The organism is Azonexus sp. GW821-FHT04F04 (assembly GCF_059420025.1).
On record NZ_JBWKSX010000012.1, the window covers coordinates 41,846 to 59,359 of the forward strand.

General features: G+C 64.1%; 12 protein-coding genes. 3 read left to right on the plus strand and 9 right to left on the minus strand.

Annotated elements, in window-relative coordinates; translation table 11 throughout:
* The 3 genes from radA (at position 1) to AC07TV_RS19270 (ending at position 3,162) form a co-directional block, all read left to right on the plus strand.
* Positions 1–1,365 carry a DNA repair protein RadA gene (gene radA, locus AC07TV_RS19260; protein ID WP_494649992.1) on the plus strand — a complete coding sequence of 455 codons (1,365 nt, stop codon included), beginning with the start codon at positions 1–3 and terminating at the stop codon, positions 1,363–1,365.
* Positions 1,366–1,494: 129 nt separating this feature from the next.
* Positions 1,495–1,797 (plus strand): hypothetical protein, encoded by a 303-nt coding sequence (locus tag AC07TV_RS19265; protein WP_494649993.1) that lies wholly within the window; start codon positions 1,495–1,497, stop codon positions 1,795–1,797.
* Between the two features lie 30 nt (positions 1,798–1,827).
* Entirely contained in the window at positions 1,828–3,162 is a 1,335-nt protein-coding gene (locus tag AC07TV_RS19270; RefSeq protein ID WP_494649994.1) for a hypothetical protein, read from the plus strand.
* Here the strand turns inward: AC07TV_RS19270 and AC07TV_RS19275 are convergent, their stop codons facing one another.
* The 9 genes from AC07TV_RS19275 to AC07TV_RS19315 all read right to left on the minus strand — a co-directional run bounded on the left by AC07TV_RS19275 (position 3,163) and on the right by AC07TV_RS19315 (position 17,509).
* On the minus strand, positions 3,163–3,732 hold the full coding sequence (locus tag AC07TV_RS19275) for a GNAT family N-acetyltransferase (RefSeq protein WP_494649995.1): 570 nt from the start codon (positions 3,730–3,732) through the stop codon (positions 3,163–3,165).
* Positions 3,729–6,887 (minus strand): DEAD/DEAH box helicase, encoded by a 3,159-nt coding sequence (locus tag AC07TV_RS19280; protein WP_494649996.1) that lies wholly within the window; start codon positions 6,885–6,887, stop codon positions 3,729–3,731. The genes AC07TV_RS19275 and AC07TV_RS19280 overlap by 4 nt, the downstream gene beginning before the upstream one ends.
* Before the next feature lie 256 nt (positions 6,888–7,143).
* Complete coding sequence (locus AC07TV_RS19285; protein ID WP_494649997.1) at positions 7,144–8,058, minus strand: hypothetical protein; 915 nt, start codon at positions 8,056–8,058, stop codon at positions 7,144–7,146.
* Positions 8,059–8,080: 22 nt separating this feature from the next.
* Positions 8,081–8,386 (minus strand): hypothetical protein, encoded by a 306-nt coding sequence (locus AC07TV_RS19290; protein WP_494649998.1) that lies wholly within the window; start codon positions 8,384–8,386, stop codon positions 8,081–8,083.
* Between the two features lie 135 nt (positions 8,387–8,521).
* Positions 8,522–8,827, minus strand: a complete 306-nt coding sequence (locus tag AC07TV_RS19295; RefSeq protein ID WP_494649999.1) for a hypothetical protein — start codon at positions 8,825–8,827, stop codon at positions 8,522–8,524.
* Between the two features lie 73 nt (positions 8,828–8,900).
* Positions 8,901–11,855: a Tn3 family transposase gene (locus AC07TV_RS19300; RefSeq protein ID WP_494650000.1), complete on the minus strand. Its 2,955-nt coding sequence runs from the start codon at positions 11,853–11,855 to the stop codon at positions 8,901–8,903.
* A 94-nt stretch (positions 11,856–11,949) separates the two neighbouring features.
* Positions 11,950–15,066, minus strand: a complete 3,117-nt coding sequence (locus AC07TV_RS19305; RefSeq protein ID WP_494650001.1) for an efflux RND transporter permease subunit — start codon at positions 15,064–15,066, stop codon at positions 11,950–11,952.
* Positions 15,063–16,103 carry an efflux RND transporter periplasmic adaptor subunit gene (locus AC07TV_RS19310; RefSeq protein ID WP_494650002.1) on the minus strand — a complete coding sequence of 347 codons (1,041 nt, stop codon included), beginning with the start codon at positions 16,101–16,103 and terminating at the stop codon, positions 15,063–15,065. Before AC07TV_RS19310 ends, AC07TV_RS19305 begins: the two co-directional genes overlap by 4 nt.
* Entirely contained in the window at positions 16,100–17,509 is a 1,410-nt protein-coding gene (locus AC07TV_RS19315) for a TolC family protein (protein WP_494650003.1), read from the minus strand. Before AC07TV_RS19315 ends, AC07TV_RS19310 begins: the two co-directional genes overlap by 4 nt.
* Between the last annotated feature and the right edge of the window lie 5 nt (positions 17,510–17,514).

Sequence of the window (17,514 nt, forward strand, 5' to 3'; positions counted from 1 at the left end):
ATGTCCAAAGCGAAACTGATTTACAGCTGTACCGAATGTGGCGCAACCAGCCCCAAATGGCAAGGCCAATGTCCTGGCTGCAACGAGTGGAATACCTTGGTCGAGGCAGTCGCCGAGAAGGCGACGCCCAATAGCCGCTTCGAATCCCTTGCACCGGGTTCCGCCAAGTTGCGTACGCTCTCCGAGATCGAGGCAAAGGAATGCGAGCGCGTGCCAACGGGCATTCCGGAATTTGATCGCCCTCTCGGGGGCGGGCTCGTCGCCGGCGGCGTGGTTCTCATCGGGGGCGATCCCGGTATCGGCAAGAGCACGTTGCTGTTGCAGGCCTTGTCGTCGCTTTCCCTTTCCAGCAAGGTTCTCTACGTCAGCGGCGAGGAATCTGCCGAGCAGGTGGCGCTGCGCGCACGCCGGCTCTCGCTGGATACTGATCGCGTCAACTTGCTGACCGAAATCAACCTCGAAAAGATTCTCGGCACCCTGCAAGCGGAGAAACCGCAGGTTGCCGTCATCGACTCCATCCAGACCCTCTGGTCGGATCAGCTTTCCAGCGCCCCGGGGTCGGTTGCCCAGGTGCGCGAATGCGCGGCTCAGCTGACGCGCCTGGCCAAGCAAACGGGGACGACCATCATCCTGGTCGGACACGTCACGAAGGAAGGCGCCCTCGCCGGCCCGCGGGTGCTTGAGCATATCGTCGATACCGTTCTCTACTTCGAGGGTGATCCGCATTCGAGTTTCCGCCTGATCCGTGCCTTCAAGAACCGCTTTGGCGCGGTCAACGAGCTTGGCGTCTTCGCCATGACCGAACGCGGACTGAAGGGCGTGAACAACCCTTCCGCCCTCTTTCTCTCCCAGCACAGCCAGATGGTGGCCGGGTCCTGCGTCATGGTGACCCAGGAAGGCACCCGCCCACTCTTGGTCGAGATCCAGGCGTTGGTGGACAGCGCCCACGGCAATCCGCGCCGGCTGACCGTTGGCCTTGAGGCGCAGCGCCTCGCGATGTTGCTGGCCGTCCTGCATCGGCACGGCAGCATCGCGTGCTTCGACCAGGATGTATTCGTCAATGCGGTCGGGGGCGTGAAGATCGGCGAGCCGGCCGCTGACTTAGCCGTCCTGCTGGCGATCATTTCCTCGCTGACCAACCGCCCGCTGCCGGAAAAGATGGTGGCGTTCGGCGAAGTTGGCCTCGCCGGCGAGATTCGCCCCGCCCCCCGCGGGCAGGATCGGCTCAAGGAAGCAGTGAAGCTCGGTTTCTCGGTCGCCGTCGTTCCGGAAGCCAACGCGCCCAAGCAGCCGATTCCCGGACTGGAGGTGATTCCGGTTCGTCGCCTGGAAGAGGCGATCAAGAAGATCAAGGACCTGGCTTGAGCGAAGCACGATGAACAATCTGGAAACGACCGCTGTGCGGGCTGCCGCGATCAATGCGCTACACGCTGCCGGCTGCTTCTCGCTGACGACCACATTGCTGCGCCAGCTGCCTGTTTAGGATGAGGTAATATGCGCCAGACCATGAACGTAATCTGCAAAACCCCTCTGACCGCCACTCGCTGGATGAAGCATGGCGATCATCCGCATGTTTTCGGTATGAATGGCTCGAACTGGGAGAGTTTCCCCAACGAGGATGATGTTCGATACGGCTTGTTGAGCGGCGGTCGATGCGGGTCTGTGCTTGTAGAGTCCGGCGACTGGATCGTCTGGAACGAAACCTTCCACCAGTACGCGGTATTCAAGCCTGACGAGTTTGCGGCGCTGTTCTCGCAGGCCGACGGATCGCCGATTGGCGAATCTGAGGACCTGTAGTCGCCGCCCTCTTTCCACGCGAGTTGCCATATGTCAGTCGAACGCGAGCAGTACTTCAATATTGCCACCGCCAAGCAGGTTTTCCTGCACGCGAAGCACGGCATCGTTTTCCCGGTTGATCCCTTGCCACTGTCTGAAGCTGGCATGTATGGACTGACCCCGTTGATCGTCTATGGACTGACGATGCCCGGAGTTCCCGGCTGTCATTTGCGCTTTGCGCCCCTGGATCAGCCGCAGCCCATTTCCAATGTTCTGGCCGATATCTGGAACAGCGTGCCGATGTTGCGCGGGATGCCGAACAAGCTCCGCATCAGCCGGGCCCTTGCCGAGGCCGACGATGGTATTGTGCAGAAGCTGCTTTCGCAAGGGATGGCGGTGACTCTTTCGGGCACCAAGGACAAATCACACTCGGGCGCGCTTCGAAGCTGCCAGAAGGATGCTTGGGAGCTTTCCTTCTGGGGGCGGAAGGAGTCCCTCTTGTCGGTCGACGATCTCAACCGGTTCGCCAGCCGACCCCGGGACCGGGAATATCTGTTGCGCACACCTGCGCAACGTGAAGTCGCCAGAGCTTGGGAGGCTTTCCACTTTGCAACGCCGCTGGCATTGCAAGTCGATCAACTGGACTGGAAGCCCGGTTCCTGGCTGAATTCCTGGGAGAGCAATGCCGTCCGCGGTATTCAGCGCTCCCTCGTGGTCGAAGATCACTTGTTGCGCTCGCTTGCCGGTGCTCAGGAGGAGCTTGAGGATATTGGACTGGACGAGTTTGCATTCAAGACTCTCTGCAGCCTGATCCATTGCTGGCCCGGCGGCCAGAAGTCGGTAGCCGCTGCGATCGGCGTGACGGTCAAGGATATCCAGTGGATGATCAGCGGGAAAGCAGAGCTTCCCGATGGCAAGCTGTCCAAGCTGCTTGCCTTGGTAGGCATGGGCATTGACGATCGTAACGGATACATGGAAGCGGAAGGCCCTTGCGTCCTGATCGCCGAGACGCCGTTGCATGCGATTGCTTGCTACGATTCACTCAACCACGGTGGCGACCTGATCTTTTCCATCGACGCGGTGCCCGACAAAGGCATGCCGGACCCGAGTTGGCATTACCTGTGCTACATGTCGTACGACTACGGTTTGAATGTCCTGATGATCCCCCGCGGCAGCAAGCTGACGGCGGCAATGGCGCGGAATTTTCTGAATTTCAACGGAACACAGAAGATCCCGGCCGCCATCTATCGCGATGTGGTTGCGACCTGCGCCGCCATTTGCCGGGATCCCGAATCGAATATCGATGCAATGTCCGATCTCAGTTCGCGGCACGTCGAGTTCTTCGAATCGATCGAGAACGTTTTCCCTATTGAGCCTCGGCGCTGATTATTTCGGGATTGATGCCGTCGTTTCGGCGGCGAGCAATGTTGTCGGATCAAACTCCGCATTCCGTTGTTTCCAGTCCAGGACGAATTCGCTTTCAAGCCGTTCTCTCATGCACTTCGAGTCGATCCCATCGCCAACGTTGAGACCCGGGCGATTCCGAAGGTGCTGCCAATAGCTGACGGCCCGTTCCTCAATGGCGACCGGCACAATGTTTTGGCATCCGGTGATCGCCACCGCCCGTTCAAGCAAGCGAACCGATAGCCCTTTGCCCAGGTAGGCGCGGTTATCGATGTAGAGCGCCTCAATAAAACAGGTCGACGAGAACGGCGCGATCCTGCCAGCAACGTAGCCTATAGACCGGGGACCACCTTCTGAGGCCATGACCATAAAGCCCTCGTTTGGGCGCCGGCGTTCTGGGATCTGCTCCGTCAATACCAGCTGATCGATCGGCTGCGTTTCCTCTTGCACCCGGTAGCGCGGAATTGTCGGCTGCACTCCCCTGATCTTTCTGAGTGTGGCGATCAGATCGCGCAGGAAATCCTCGAATCGTTGTAACAGGCGGCGTTTCATTGGCGTAATGGTAATTCCCGGGCCATGACGTCAAAATGCCTGCGCTTGGCCCAGTCACCGCGATCGCCAACGACGAATAGCCGTGCTTTCGCCCGACTGGCGGCGACATTTAGCAGGTTCGGTTTGGATGCCGCCCAGTCGCGGGCGCCGGCGGTGCCGCCCCCGAGCACCATGATCACGACGTCGGCTTCCTTCCCCTGAGTGGTATGGACAGTACCGACGCGCCGATAGTCCAGCTTGAAATCATGGCCGATACCGCGCAGTTCCCGGACAACTTCCCGGAACGGGGAAATCAGGAAGATATCGTCGGCCGGCACCTGATGATTTCTCAGCAGGTCCTGCAGCAGCTCGCGCAGCGCTTCGCCTTCGGCCGGGATCCAGTTGCCGTTCCCCGAGGCCTTGGGCACATCGATCCAGGCGCTGGCCGGCCAGGGGGCGGATGACGGCTTTTTCTGATGCACCATCAATCCGTCGTAGGCGACGGCATTGGAGATCGAGAACATCGGATCGTCGCACCGGCGATGCACGCGCAGCGGGGCCCCGACCCAAATACCGTCGTCGCCCTCGCCTACCGTGGTGCCGATCGGCGTGGTTTGGTCGGCCAGCATCTGCACCGACGTGCGGGATGGATGCCAACGGTTGTCGACGCCCCCATTGCAGGCGGCAAGCGAGGCCTCGACGGTGCGCGGCAGCGTGACAACCGGTTCCAGCTGCAGGGGATCACCGACGACAACGACGCGCTGCGCGCGCCAGATCGCGCCGGCGGCAGCCTGCGGGGTGGCCTGGCCGGCTTCGTCGATCAGCAGCCAGCCGATCGTCTCCGGCCCGAGTTCGCCGAACAGTGCGGCGACAGAGGCAAAGGTGGTCGAGATGACCGGGCAGACCAGCGCCATGCTTTCCAGCGCGACGGCCCTCGCCTTCGGGTCAGGAATTCCGCCCCCAAGCATGTCCATGGCGATGCCGAGGTTGGCCATCATCTTCCAGGCGTTTTCTTCGACGAACGCCCGGTGCAGGTTCATGGCAGCGACGAAGACGCGGATCCGGGCCTCCCGCCATGATGGATGTGCCCACGGGCTTGAGCGTTCCTGATCGTGATCGGGGGCGGCCAGGTCCGGCCAGTGCTGGCCCATGATTTCCCTGACCTTGGCTAGCGCCTCTTCGGTCTCTTCGATTTTGGCATGCAGGTCGCGGAGCTTCACGTTGAGTTGTGCAACACGAGCATCTGCCCTGGATAGGGATTGGTTCGCACTTTTGGACTGCCCCTGCAGGACGGACTCGGCGTCTTCGATCTTGCGGATTTCATCCAGTAGGCGGCGCAGATCGGCCCGCCACTCGCGGTGCGATTTCCCCAGGCTCGATAGCCATTCGAGGAAGCCCGGCTTCGTATCCTTGACCGTTGCCAGCCGTTGGTTAAGGCGCTTCATGGTCGTGCCGGCGTGAGCGATGCGCTCGAGCAAGCTGGTGACCTGAGCCTGCAGGTTGCCCTGCTCATCGATGGCACCGAGATGTTCGGTACCGAGCTTGGCGCGGTCGTGGCCGAGACTTTCGATTGTCGCCGGAATGGCGTGCATCTTCAGTAGCTGCTTGCGCCAGGCTTGCTCGGCGCCCAGCGCCTCGTTGAACTTGGCGACAGCCTCCGACCACCGGATGCCGGGGGCGGCCTTGCCCTGTTTGATCGCATCGAGGCGATCGCGCAGGCCTGCGACCTTGACGATCTCGGGTTCCTTGCCTTCCTCTACTTTCGTCTCCTCCTTCTGCCACCAGAACTTGCTCACGAAGTCGTTGCGATTGCCCTTGTTGCCCAAGCGACCGGCGATCATCGCCCACGCCGGTTCGTCGAGCAGCTCGGCGGCGATGTCGCGATATGCGTCAACTTCCCCGTGCCAGATGTCGTGAATCGCAGCTTCCCGAGGCAATTCTAGTGAGACGTTTTCGACGGCGCCGTTGTTGCTCGAGGCGACAACAATGGAGAAACCGCTGAGCGCCGGATCGAGAGCGTAATACGGGACGGTGCGGCCGCCGATATCGAGCGTGCGCTTGTCGCCCAGCAGGCCGGCCCCCCGGGTAGCGAGCAACTTGGCCCGGTCGACCACGATGGCGGCGACGACATCACGCAGCAGCGTGGTTTTTCCGGTACCGGGCGGGCCATTGACCGCGAAAGTGCCGGCGGCGTGCGCGAGATCCTTCCACATGGCGTTGATGGCAACCTGCTGGCTCCAGACCAGGGGATGTTCGGCCGGCCAGCAGCCTTCGGGGAAGTTCATCGGGTGCAGGAGGTCGAGCGCCCGCCCGCGATCCTGCCGGACATCGATCCTGGTCATGCCCGGGGGCGGTTCAAGGTAGCGCCGCAGCCCCTCCCCCGCTTTCCCGAGCTTGCCGGCGATCAGGCGGTTGAGATCCTTGATGAAGAACGAGTTGAGGAAATCATCGTCGGCTTTCGAACGCAGTTCGTTGTCTTGCTTCTTCGGGCGGAAGATCTGCACTGACTTGATCCGGCAGACAGGTTCGGCCCCGACCAGGTTGCCGAGTTTGAGCTTGTCGATGACCAACTGCACGAAATCGGCGAACCACGGCTGGTCGATCGGCTGCTTATCGGGGAGATTGCCCAGCCGCCAGGCAAGTTCTTCACGCAGCCTGTCCAGTTGCAGGTCGAAGCCCGGAAAGCCGCTATCCGATGGAAGGACATCCAATTTGCCCGCCGGCACGTGCAGGCCCGCGGTATCGCAGGCCTCGTTGCTGGTGAGCGCATTCAATCCTTGCGACTCGACGATGCCGAAGGCCCACGCCGCCATGCTGATCATCATGGTTTCAACAAGGGGGCGACCGTTCTCATCAACGGAAATGGAGAACACGCATGATTGGCCGCCCGGACGTTCCTCGAATACATCGGGCTGTTTGCCGAGGCGCTGTTCGAGCAACTCAATGAAGCGGGGGCGGTCGTAGGTGGCGGCATAGACGCTGTGGCGCCAGGCGCGTGCCGACGAGATCGGGCGGCGCTTGAAGCCATGATCCAGCCAGGGAGGATTCGAGTCCGCCCCCCAGTCGCGGGCCGGTTCCTTCTGATCGTTGGGCGCCTTCTTTGGAATCTCCTGCGGGCTCAATGCTTCGACATCGCGCCAGAAGGTGACCAGGTTGAGGAAGGTCTTCTCGTTCATGGTACTGCTGCTCCCTTGTGAATCTTCGTGTTCTGCTCCGGATTCCCGGAATGGATAAATGCCGGAATCCTAACCGGAGTTTGGAAATCGGCCTATGGTCTTCCCGTGCGTTCGGCCGGTGCCGAATGGGGGCGTGCTTTGGGTTGTGCCGACACGGCTGGCTTGAACGATCGGGCGATGTCTGCCAGGTGATGCCCGGCAGCCGAGGCAACCGCGTAGGCGGCCATCATGGCCACGACGGTCGTAGCAATAGCCTTCAGGAGGGCTCTGGCTCGTTTTTGCATGTCTGTTCCTGATTCAGTTGGCTGGCGCGCGGTCCGGATTTCATGCAGCCGCAGCTCTTCTTCTTTCCGCTACGCAAGCTGCCAAGGCGAGCAAAGCTTTCGGTACCGCAATCGCATCTCGTCAGTACCAGCAGCTGGCGTTCCGATTTCTTGGTTTCGCCGAGGATGACCAGTTTTCCAAAGCGCTGTCCCTCGAGCAGGCTTCGCCCCCGACAACCGCAATCGGGTTGCTTCGGCGTGACGATGTTTTCCCGCCCCCTTATTTGTTCGGTACCGCAGATGCAGCGCACCAGGTAGTAGCCTTCCTTCTTGGTCTGGTCCGCTGGTCGCTCAACTTGACGGATTACGGTGAGATGGCCGTAGGTGCTACCTGCCTCAAGCGGTAGTTCGGTGTTCTTGCCGCGCCGGCAACCGCAGGAGATGACCCAGCCCAGCCGCAAAGACGAGATACGGGCGAGCTTCAGCCCCCCGCAGGTGCAGACGCACAGCGCCATCCGGTTGCGGTTCTTCCATCCCATTGTTTGCAGGACGGTGAGTTGCCCATAGACACGTCCGATGTAACCGTAATCATCCGTCGTCGGCTGCTCGGCCGGTATGGCGTCCATGCGGCGCGCATGCTTGGCCCAAACAATGAATTCTTCGTCATCGTCATCGATGCCAAGGCAGAAATGTTCGCCAACCCGCTGTACCTGCATGAGGACGGTCGAGTACTGGCCCCGTGGTGAGCTGCCGTAGCGGATGCGTACCCCATCATCGTGCAGTTCGACTTGCCGAAGGGGCATGTTCTCGCCTTCGAAATTGACGATGATCTTCATGCCGGCCGCTGTCGCTTTTGCGAGTACGGTGGCGAGCGCGTGGAATGCCTTGGGCAGTTCAGGGATATTCATGATGCCGGATTGCATCCGGCGATCAGTAGCGGATAGGTTTGCTGTCGAGCGGTTGCCCGTCAATTACCAGCCGAATAGCACGCCTTGCGTCCCGGACGGCGATCACCATCCAGATGCTGCAACTGGCGATCACCGCGAGCGCGATAGCGATCATGGCGCCGGCGACTACCTTGTCGATGTGGGTGCCGATAATGACGGAAATAGCCAGGCCGATGAACCAGATACCGGCCATCGTGCCAATCCGCGTGATGTTCGCAACTTTGCTCTCGGCAATCGTCGGACTGTAGGTCCAGATGCGGCCGGCGGGTCGTGATTCTGGGGCGTTCATCGTGCATCCTTCCAGCGTGGATTGAAAAGGATGACGATACAGATGGCCGTGGCCTGGGGGCCAATGTCTAAATCGGGGCTTGCCCTATCAAGAAGCGTGCGACATAGCTATGGAGAAGACCTGGGAGGTTTTGGCTTAGAGGCAGTCTTCGAAATCTATGTCGATGTAGGTCCAGCGCTGGTATCTCGCCACTCTTGGATCTTCTTCGTCCAATTCGTCAACGATGCTCGACTCTTCCGGAAGGATTTCGGTTGCAGCTTGCTCGTTCGGTTCCTGCCATGACCCAAGCTGGGAAGCTTGTGCAGTCATTTCACGATAAGAGACCCCGCCTCTCAGCAGCCCCTCGTCTTCGCGTTTCTCCAGCCAGTCGAGTGCAACCCTGGCATACCAGAGGGCGACGCACAGGAAAAGGATGCGGTCATCCTCATCCGTGAATTTCATTTTCGGGTCCAGCCGACATACATGTAAAAACAGGACATAGAGCCGTCCCCACCCGGCTCATGCCCGACATTTCTCAGATCGGCAGCGTCGGATCAATCGGCTCCGGCACCGCCTCGGCGTCGATGATGTAATCGCCGAAGCGCTTGATGTGGCTGGTGACGTAGGGACTCAGCGTGGCCACGTCCTCTCGGGCTACCGGGAACCCTTCCGCCTTGAGGTCGCGCAGGATGCGGGTCTGGTCCACCACATTGTGGAAGATGATCGCATTGGCCACGAGATCGTTGTACTTGATGATTTTCTCCTGCTCCTCGGGATCGTTGTCGGCGATAACCCCTTCCCCGCCGAAGAACAGCCACTTGGAGAAGCCGTTGTAGGCTTCCACTTTGTTGGTGGTCGCCGTGATCTGCTCACGCAGTTCGAGGTCCGAGATGTAGTCCAGCAGGAAGGCGGTGCGCACCACCCGCCCCAACTCCCGGAACGCCTGGTAGAGCCGGTTCTTGCGGCTGTAGTTGCCGAGTTTGCGCAGGAGCGTCGACGACGAAATCTTGCCGGCCTTGATCGAGAGCACCACGCGCAGCAGGTCCTTCCAGTGGGTCTCGATCAGGTCCCAGTCGATGGCGTCCTTGAAGAGCGCGTCGATGTGCGCGTAGACCGTCTCCTTGCTCGACCGGAAGAACACCAGGTCGTGCCAGTTGCGGATGCGCGGCATCAGCTTGATGCCCAGCAGATAGGCGAGTGCGAAGACCGGCGCCGACTGCCCCTGGGTGTCGGCATGCACGGTGTCCGGCTGGATGTCCGACTTGTTCTGCAGCAGGCCCTCGATGATATAGACCGCCTCCCAGACGCCGCAGGGAATGAAGTGGCTGAACAGCGCCACGTAGTTGTCGGCGACGTGGTGGTAAGCGATGCCGCCATAACCGCCGTAGCGGATGTGGTACTCGGCCAGGAGGTTCTGGTCGAACATGTCGAACTTGGTGCCGTCGGCCGCCGCCGACTTGCCCTCGCCCCAGACCTTCGGCAACTGAAAGCCATGGTAGCGGTTGATGATGTCCCGCAGCGCCGCGTTGAGCTTGTTGGCGTTCACGTGCCGGCGGTTGATGAACGACAGCATGTGGGGCGTCACCGCGCCGCGCAGATGGCGCGACGCCTGCATCGGCCCGAGGTTGCAGCCGTAGGTGAAGGTGGTCAGGATGTAGCGCTCGCCGGGATTCTCGATCTTGGGGTCGGACCCGGAGAGCGGCCCGAAGTGCCGGTTCCAACTCGTCCAGTGCGCCACGTTGCAGAGCACGTCGATGACGTTTCGTTCCGGCAGGCGCTCCAGCAGCGCCGCTTCCAGCGCCCGAGCCGACGCCTTGGGCTCCCGCGGCGTGCCGCGCTTCAATACCGGCAGGCCGGCCTCGTCGAGGCCCAGCGACTTGTTCTCGGGGAAGCCGGCATCCACGGCCGCGGCGATCTCGGTCAGGCTCGCGCGCAGGCTGGTAGCGAACCCGGCGGCATCGGTGGCAAAACCCAGTTGCGCGCAGTAGTCCGCGACCAGCGGCTCGCACGCCTCCCAGGACAGCAGTTGCTCGCGGTAGTCGGCATAGGCTTCGGAGCCCTGGATGGAGACATCGCCCGACTTGATTTCGGAGGCCAGCGCGGAGAACACGCACACCTCGAAGTGCGGCCGGCTAAGGCGTTCGCCGTCGTCGGTCTTCACCTGCACGGTGCGCTTCCAGCGCTCGTTGGTGAAGGAGAGGTCTACCGCCTCGTCGATCCAGGCACCCTTGCGGTTTTCATGGGCGAGCAGCACGTCGAGCGCCTGCATCAGCGACTGGTCCTCGCTGGTCGAGGTCATGGTCAGGAGATGCGCCATGCGGAACAGGGTCGGCCGGTGGCTGCGATAGAAGCGCCACAAGAGCGGAAAGTAGTTGTCGCCGCCGAAGGCGTTGATGGCCGTGCAATCCTCCTGCAGGGCCTGGGCGCCGCCCCGGTTGGACAACAGCGACCGGATGGAGCGGCCAGCGTCGGCGTCCACCGGCTGGGCCTCCAGCACCTGGATGACATCGGCCAGCGTCGCCACCAGATGCTCGGTCTTCTGGCGGAAGCGGATACGCAGCCGCTCCAGTTCGTCCTTGCCGCGGCGGTGGATGTGGTTCATGCGCTTGATGAACATGTCGGCCAAGTCGTCGCGGGCCTGGACGCGGGCGCGGTGGATCAGGCTCAGGACCAGGACATAGCGCTTGGGCGGGGTGAATTTCTTCAGCTCCGCAGCGTCGAGCGCCTTGGCCTCCGCCGCGAAGTGCTTGATCTTGGCGTTGGGGATGCCGGCCAAGTGGTGGTCGGCGCCGACGGTATTCGACAGCTTGACGATGTGGTCGAGCAAGTCCTGCAGGTGCTCCAGGGAGGAGCGCTTGGGAAGTTGCTTCAACGCGAAGAACAGGCTTTTCTTCTGGGGACTGTCGCCGACCTCCAGCAAGGCGTCGAGCTGCCCGCGCTCGGCCGCGGCGAGCCGCGCCAGCACCGCTTCGAAGAAGCGCCCGTTCACCAGGGTGCGGATGCGCCGCGAGAGCCGGTCGAGGGTACTGAAGGCCGGCAGTTCGATGCGCTGGCGCACCAGTTCCTCGATGGCCACGTTGATGAGGTCGGCCGGGTTGTCCATCACCTCGGCGGCACTCGCCATCGCTTCGCTCGCTACCCGCAGTCCCTCCTCGCCCCAGGCCGCGACGCCCAAGCGCTCGCGGATCGCCAGGTGATGCCGGTAGAGGGTGCGCGGCTCCGTGTAGGCGGGCATCGTCTCGGCGTCAATGCCGGCCGCGGCGCGCACGTGCTGGACGATGGCGGCCGGAATGTCCTCCACTGCCGGAAAATAGCCCAGGCGCTGAAATGCCTTGAGCAGCAACAGCAAGCCGAAGCGTGGCTGGACCTTGCGCGCGATGAGCCGTGCGAACTGCAACTCGTCTTCGGTCGGCGTGTAGAGCGTGTCCAGTTCCCGCGCCGACGGGCTGCGCTTGAAGCGGGGATAGGCGGTACGTTCAATCGAAGCCATAGAGGGTTTGCCTCTTCTTGTTGCTTTGGGGTCTCAGGCGGATATGCGGTCGGCCAACAGGACCTCGCCAGTTGGCCGAACCCGTGGGATAGGACTATGAGGTGAAAACGGCTCCGAAGCGGCCGTAGCGCAGCGCGAGGCTGGGCATCACCAGCAGGTTGAGCGCAGTCGAGGTGAAGAGCCCGCCCAGGATGACCAGCGCCATCGGCCCCTCGATCTCGCGCCCCGGGTCGCCGCTGCCGATGGCGAGCGGCAGGAGCCCCAGGGCGGTGGCGAGCGCCGTCATCAGGATCGGCGTCAGACGCTCGACGGCGCCGCGCAGGGCGGCCTCCGGTCCCCAGGCCAGGCCATCGACATTAACCAGGTGGTCATAGTGGGAGAGCAGCATCACCGAGTTGCGCAGCGTGATGCCGAAGAGCGTCACGAATCCGACCAGAGAACCCAGCGAAATGCCGCCGCCGGTGGCGAACACGGCGAGCACCCCGCCGACCAAGGCGAACGGCAGGTTGAGCAGCACGAGGTTGAGGTTGCGCCAGCGCCCGAGGGTGATCCAGAGGAGCAGCACGATGGCCACCGCGGCGATCACCGAGTGGATCAACAGATCGTGCAGCGAGGCGGCCTGGGCTGCCGCGGCGCCACCGAATTCGACATAGTTGCCAGGACTCAGGCGCACCTTGGAAAGGCTTTGCTGGGCGTCAGCCACGAACGAGGCCACGTCCCGGCCCGCGACGTTACAGGTGATGGTCTGCACGCGCCGGGCGCCGGTGTGCAGCACCACGTAGCGGCCGGACGTGGCATACACGTCGGCGAGTTGGTCGAGGCGCACGAAAGCCCCGGCGGCGTTTCGCAGCGGCAGCGCCTGCACGTCGGCGATACTGCGTCTGGCCTTTGGCGGCAAGATGACACTCACATTGAAGACGCGGTTGCCGTCGTAAACCTGCCCGACCACCGAGCCCTGGAAGGTGGTCTCCACCGCATCGAGCACATCCACGGCGTCGAATCCCCAGCGCGCCAGCGCCTCGGGGCGGACCCGGATACCCAATTCGGGCGAGCCAGGCGGCGACTGGACCTGGACCTCGGTGGCGCCGGGCACCTGGCCGAGGGCCTGGGCGACGCGCTGGGCCTCGGCGTCCAGGGTGTCGAGATCGTTGCCGTAGATATTGACCACCACCGCCGCGGTGTAGCCGGACAGGGTTTCCTCGACCCGCTCGGTGAGGAAGGTCTTAACCGCGAAGCTCACGCCGGGGATGCGGGCGAGCGCGTTGCGGATGTCGGCTTGCGCGAACTCGGCCTCTTCCCCCGACAGGGGTTTCAGGTCGACGTTGAACTCGCTGTAGTGGGTGCCCCAGGTGTCGTCCGCCTTCTCGGCCCGGCCGACCCGCTGGCTGACCGCGCGCACAGACGGCAGTTTCAAGAGTTCCGCCGTGACCTGGCGGCCGATGCGCAGCGACTCCGCCAGCGACGTGCCGGGTACGGCCGACATATGCAGGATGTAGTGGCCTTCCTTCAGTTCCGGCAGGAAGCTGCCGCCGAAGAAAGGCAGCGCCGCCAGGCCTGCCAGGGTGAGGACGGCCACGCCGCCCGCCACCCAGCGATAGTGCCGCTCGACAGCGCCCACCAGGGTCCGGTATCGCACCTTCAGCCACGCGGCCACCGACGGATCGTGCGCGGGCAAATCGCTTTGAGGGAGCAAGGTGAGGCACAGCGCCGGGGTGACGGTGATGGCGACCAGGAGCGAGGCCAGCGTCGCCAGCAGGTAGGCAATGCCCAGCGGCGAGAAGAGCCGTCCGGCGATCCCTGGCAGGGTAAGCACCGGCAGGAAGACCAGGGCGATGGCGAAGGTGGCGTAGACCACGGCGTTTCGCACCTCCAGTGCCGCATCGAGCACCACGTCGAGGATCGGTGCGGGGTCGGGGCGCTGGCGGTTCTCCCGCAGGCGCCGATAGATGTTCTCCACCACGATGATGGCGTCGTCCACCAGGAGGCCGATGGCGATGGCGAGGCCCCCGAGTGTCATCGTGTTCAGACTAATCTCACGGCTCTCCAGCACGGTGACGGCCGCGAGCAGCGAGAGCGGGATGGCGGTCAGCGCAATGGCCGAGGTGCGCCAGTTGAAGAGGAAGAGCGCCACCACGGCGATCACCAGCGCGGCGCCGAAGAGAAGCGAGTGCTGGACGTTCTGCGTCGCAATGGCGACGAAGTTAGCCGGCCGGAATATGTCGCCATGGAGGCCGACGCCTTGGGCTTCGAGGCCCGCCCGCATCTCGCCCAGGGCGCGCTCCACCGCCTCGGTGACCGCCATGCTGTTGGCGCCGTACTGCTCAGAAATCACCAGTTGCACACCCGGCGTGCCTGCCACCCGGGCGGCGCCGATGGGCGGCTCGGGGGCCTCGCGCACCTCGGCCACATCACCCAGCGTCAGGTTGGCCCCCGCCTGCTGGCGGACAACGGTACGGGCGAGTTGTTCCGCAGTCAGCGACTGGGCCTGGGTACGCAGGACGAGGCGCTGGTTGGCGTTGTCGATGAAGCCGGCACCGCGCACGCCGGTGGCGCGCCGGGCCACGTCCAGGACCTCGGAGAGGGCCAGATCGTATTTGGTCAGCCGCTCCGGCTTCACCTGCACCTGGAATTCCTTGCTCTCGCCGCCGAACACGGCCACCTTCGATACCCCGGGCACCGCCAGGAGGCGCGGTTTCAGGGTCCAGTCAGCCAAGGTGCGCAGGTCCATGAGGGATTGCCGCTCGGAAGTGAGGCCGATGGCCATGACGATGCTAGTGGAGGACGTGAGGGGCGACATGGCGGGCGCCTGCACCCCGCGCGGCAACTGGGTTGCGAGGGCCGTCAGTCGTTCATTCACGTTCTGGCGGTCGCGGAAGATGTCGCTTTTCGGATCGAAGGTGACGGTGATGACCGATAGGCCCTGGATGGACTGGGAGCGCAGCGCCTCGATCCCGGCCACGCCGTTGATGGCGTTCTCGATGGGCTGGGTCACCAGCACTTCCACCTGCTCCGGAGCGAGACCCGGGGCTTCGGTCTGGATGGTCACCTGGGGCGGTGCGAACTCGGGAAAGACATCGTACTTGGCGCCGCTGAAGGCGTAGAAGCCGTAGCCCGCGAGCAGCATGGCGAGCGCGATCACCACGCCCTTGTAGCGCAAGGAGAAGCCGACGATGGCGGCGAGCCAGCCGGTCCGCACGTCGTTGTTCGTCATTTGTTCTCCTCGCCGACCTGGATCTGGCTGCGCAGTTCTTCCGACAGGAGCGTCTGGGCACCGCGCACCACCACCCGGATCGCTGGCAGCCCGGCCACGAACCAGCCTTGGTCCACCGGTAGGGCGCCGGCGAGTTCGCGGCGCACGAAGCGGTCGGGTGCGCTCTGCACGTAGTACCACGCCTTGCCCTGCCACCAGACCACCGCCTCGGCCGGGATGAGGCCGCCGTTATGCTCCGCGCCGGCGGGCAGGTAGGCGGTGACGGTGGTGCCGGGCAGCAGCCCCTCGGCCGGGGCGGTGTAGAAGAAGGTCGGCCCCTGGATGCGGGGATCGGCCACAGGGGAAGCGGAAACCAGGGCGGCCGTGCGGAAGCTGCCGTCGCTGGCCGCCACCCGGGCCGCGGCGGGTGCCTTGGCCAGCGCGGTGCCGGCCGGCACCGCCACCCGCAGCAGGACCTCCCGCCCTTCGGTGAGGCGCTTGAAGCTCGGCGCATCGCCCAGGACGGCGGCAGTGAGCGCGCTTCCCCACTTCTGGCGGGCGCCCTGTTCCACCGCCGACAGGGCTTCGCCGGCGCCGCGGACAGCAGCCTCGTCGGCCTGCCCCTGAGCCAGGGCGGCCTCCAGGGCCTTGGTCGAGACGTTGAAGTCCTCGCTGTGCAGCGCCTTGATCCGCTCGTACTCCCGGCGGGACGCCTGCGCCGCCGCCCGGGTCCGGTCCGCCTGGCTGCGGGCTGTCACGAAGGCGTTGCGCAGGTCGATCAGCTCCTGCGCCGGCTGGATGGCGGCCAGGGCTTCCGCCTCCCCGCGCCGGGTCGATGCCGCCACTGGCGCGACGGCAATGTCCGCCCGCTTCTGGGTGTCGGCGTCAAAGACCACCACCGTGCCGTCCGGCTGGGCGACGAGGCGCGAGGGCACCTGGACGGGGCGCTCCCGCTCCGCTTCCAGGGCGAGTTCCTTGCGCCCTTCGATGAAGCCCCATATGGCGAGGCCGGCCACGGTCGCGCCGACGGCGGCCAGGATGATCGGTTTTCTTCTCATGGTTGGTTTCCGTTGCGGAGGGTTTTCGACGACAGGACTTGTTCCGCCGTCGGGGCCGGCCCCTGGGCGCCCAGCGGCCGGCGCAGGGCATCTTCCAGGCGCCCCAGGCTCGCCTGCGCTTGCGAGAGCGCGCCGATGCGCGCCAACTCGGCGGCGGCGGTTTCAAAGCGGGCGGAGACCCAGGAAAGGCGGTCGGCTTCCCCCGCCTGGAAGGCGGCGCCGGTGCTGCGCTCCTGCTTCCGCTGGGCCTGTAGCAGGGCATCGGCAATCTCAAACATTTCGACGCCATGGCCGTAGCCGGCTAGCGCCTCATCGACCTCGGCGACGGCCTTGGCCTGCACCGTGAGGAATGCGGCGGCTGCCTCCTCGCGCCGTGCCTTGGCCTCGGCGATGGGGCCTTCGTTGCGGTTCAAAAGCGGTAACACCAGCGAGAGCCCGAGCGACCATTTCACCTGGCCGGCGTCCCAGGTGTAGCCGGGGCCAATCGAGAGGTCCGGGTACTGCTTGGCAATTTCCAGTTGCAGGGCCGATTGGGCGGCCTCGTAGTCAGCCAGGGCCGCGAACACGTCGGGCCGGGTCAGCAGCGCCTGGCGTCGCGCTTCGGCGGGCGGCAGGGAGGAGACCGGCGGCAGTGGCTCGAAGGCTTGATGGGAAATCTCCGCCCCGTCCAGGGCCGCGTCCGGCACGCCGACGGCGGCGGCCAGCCGGGCGCGGTTCTCGGCGCCCTGTTTCTGGTTCTCGCGTAGCGCGAGCATGGCGCGGTTGAGCGTCAGGCGCGCTTGCGTGAGTTCGGGCTGGGAGGCGAAGCCGGCGGCAAAGCGCCGCTCGATCATGCGCGTGATTTCCTCTTGTAGGTCGCGCTGGCGGCACACCAGCGCCTCGGTCGGGTAGGCGGCCAAGAGGCTCGCGCGCACGCGGCTCCTTATTTGCCAGACGGCCTCGGCCGCCCGCAGCTTCGCCGCCTGCGCCAAATACTGCGCTTGCTCGATGCGAATGTCGCGCTTGCCGGCGGTTTCCACCGGGATGTCGAGGGTGAAGCCGTTGGTCCAGGGCGATTGACCCGCCGGCGCATCCATATTGCGCTGGAACGAAACCCCGCCCGTCGGGTTGGGCCGTGCACCGGCCGTGATCGTGGCGGCTTCGGCTGCGAGCCGTTGCGCCTGCGCCCGGTCCAGATCGGGGTGGTAGTAGAAGGCGGCCAGGGTGAGCGCATCGAGGTCCCAGGACTGGGGCGGCCAGGGCGTGACTTCATGACCCAGGCTGCGCTCGGCGAACTGCCGGACTTCCGGGGCGTTGAGCCGCCGGGCTTCGAGGGCCGCCTGCTGCTGGCCGGGATCGAGCGGTTGGGGCGTGAAGCTCGCGCAGCCGGTGAGCAGCAGCGCGAGGGCAAGGGAAAGGCGCTTCATCTTTC

Excerpts from the sequence above, each read along its gene's own strand:
- AC07TV_RS19280 (WP_494649996.1), bottom strand. The coding sequence starts at position 6,887 with ATGAACGAGAAGACCTTCCTCAACCTGGTCACCTTCTGGCGCGATGTC.
- AC07TV_RS19290 (WP_494649998.1), bottom strand. The coding sequence starts at position 8,386 with ATGAACGCCCCAGAATCACGACCCGCCGGCCGCATCTGGACCTACAGT.
- AC07TV_RS19300 (WP_494650000.1), bottom strand. The coding sequence starts at position 11,855 with ATGGCTTCGATTGAACGTACCGCCTATCCCCGCTTCAAGCGCAGCCCG.
- radA (WP_494649992.1), top strand. The coding sequence starts at position 1 with ATGTCCAAAGCGAAACTGATTTACAGCTGTACCGAATGTGGCGCAACC.
- AC07TV_RS19265 (WP_494649993.1), top strand. The coding sequence starts at position 1,495 with ATGCGCCAGACCATGAACGTAATCTGCAAAACCCCTCTGACCGCCACT.
- AC07TV_RS19295 (WP_494649999.1), bottom strand. The coding sequence starts at position 8,827 with ATGAAATTCACGGATGAGGATGACCGCATCCTTTTCCTGTGCGTCGCC.
- AC07TV_RS19285 (WP_494649997.1), bottom strand. The coding sequence starts at position 8,058 with ATGAATATCCCTGAACTGCCCAAGGCATTCCACGCGCTCGCCACCGTA.
- AC07TV_RS19310 (WP_494650002.1), bottom strand. The coding sequence starts at position 16,103 with ATGAGAAGAAAACCGATCATCCTGGCCGCCGTCGGCGCGACCGTGGCC.
- AC07TV_RS19305 (WP_494650001.1), bottom strand. The coding sequence starts at position 15,066 with ATGACGAACAACGACGTGCGGACCGGCTGGCTCGCCGCCATCGTCGGC.
- AC07TV_RS19315 (WP_494650003.1), bottom strand. The coding sequence starts at position 17,509 with ATGAAGCGCCTTTCCCTTGCCCTCGCGCTGCTGCTCACCGGCTGCGCG.
- AC07TV_RS19270 (WP_494649994.1), top strand. The coding sequence starts at position 1,828 with ATGTCAGTCGAACGCGAGCAGTACTTCAATATTGCCACCGCCAAGCAG.
- AC07TV_RS19275 (WP_494649995.1), bottom strand. The coding sequence starts at position 3,732 with ATGAAACGCCGCCTGTTACAACGATTCGAGGATTTCCTGCGCGATCTG.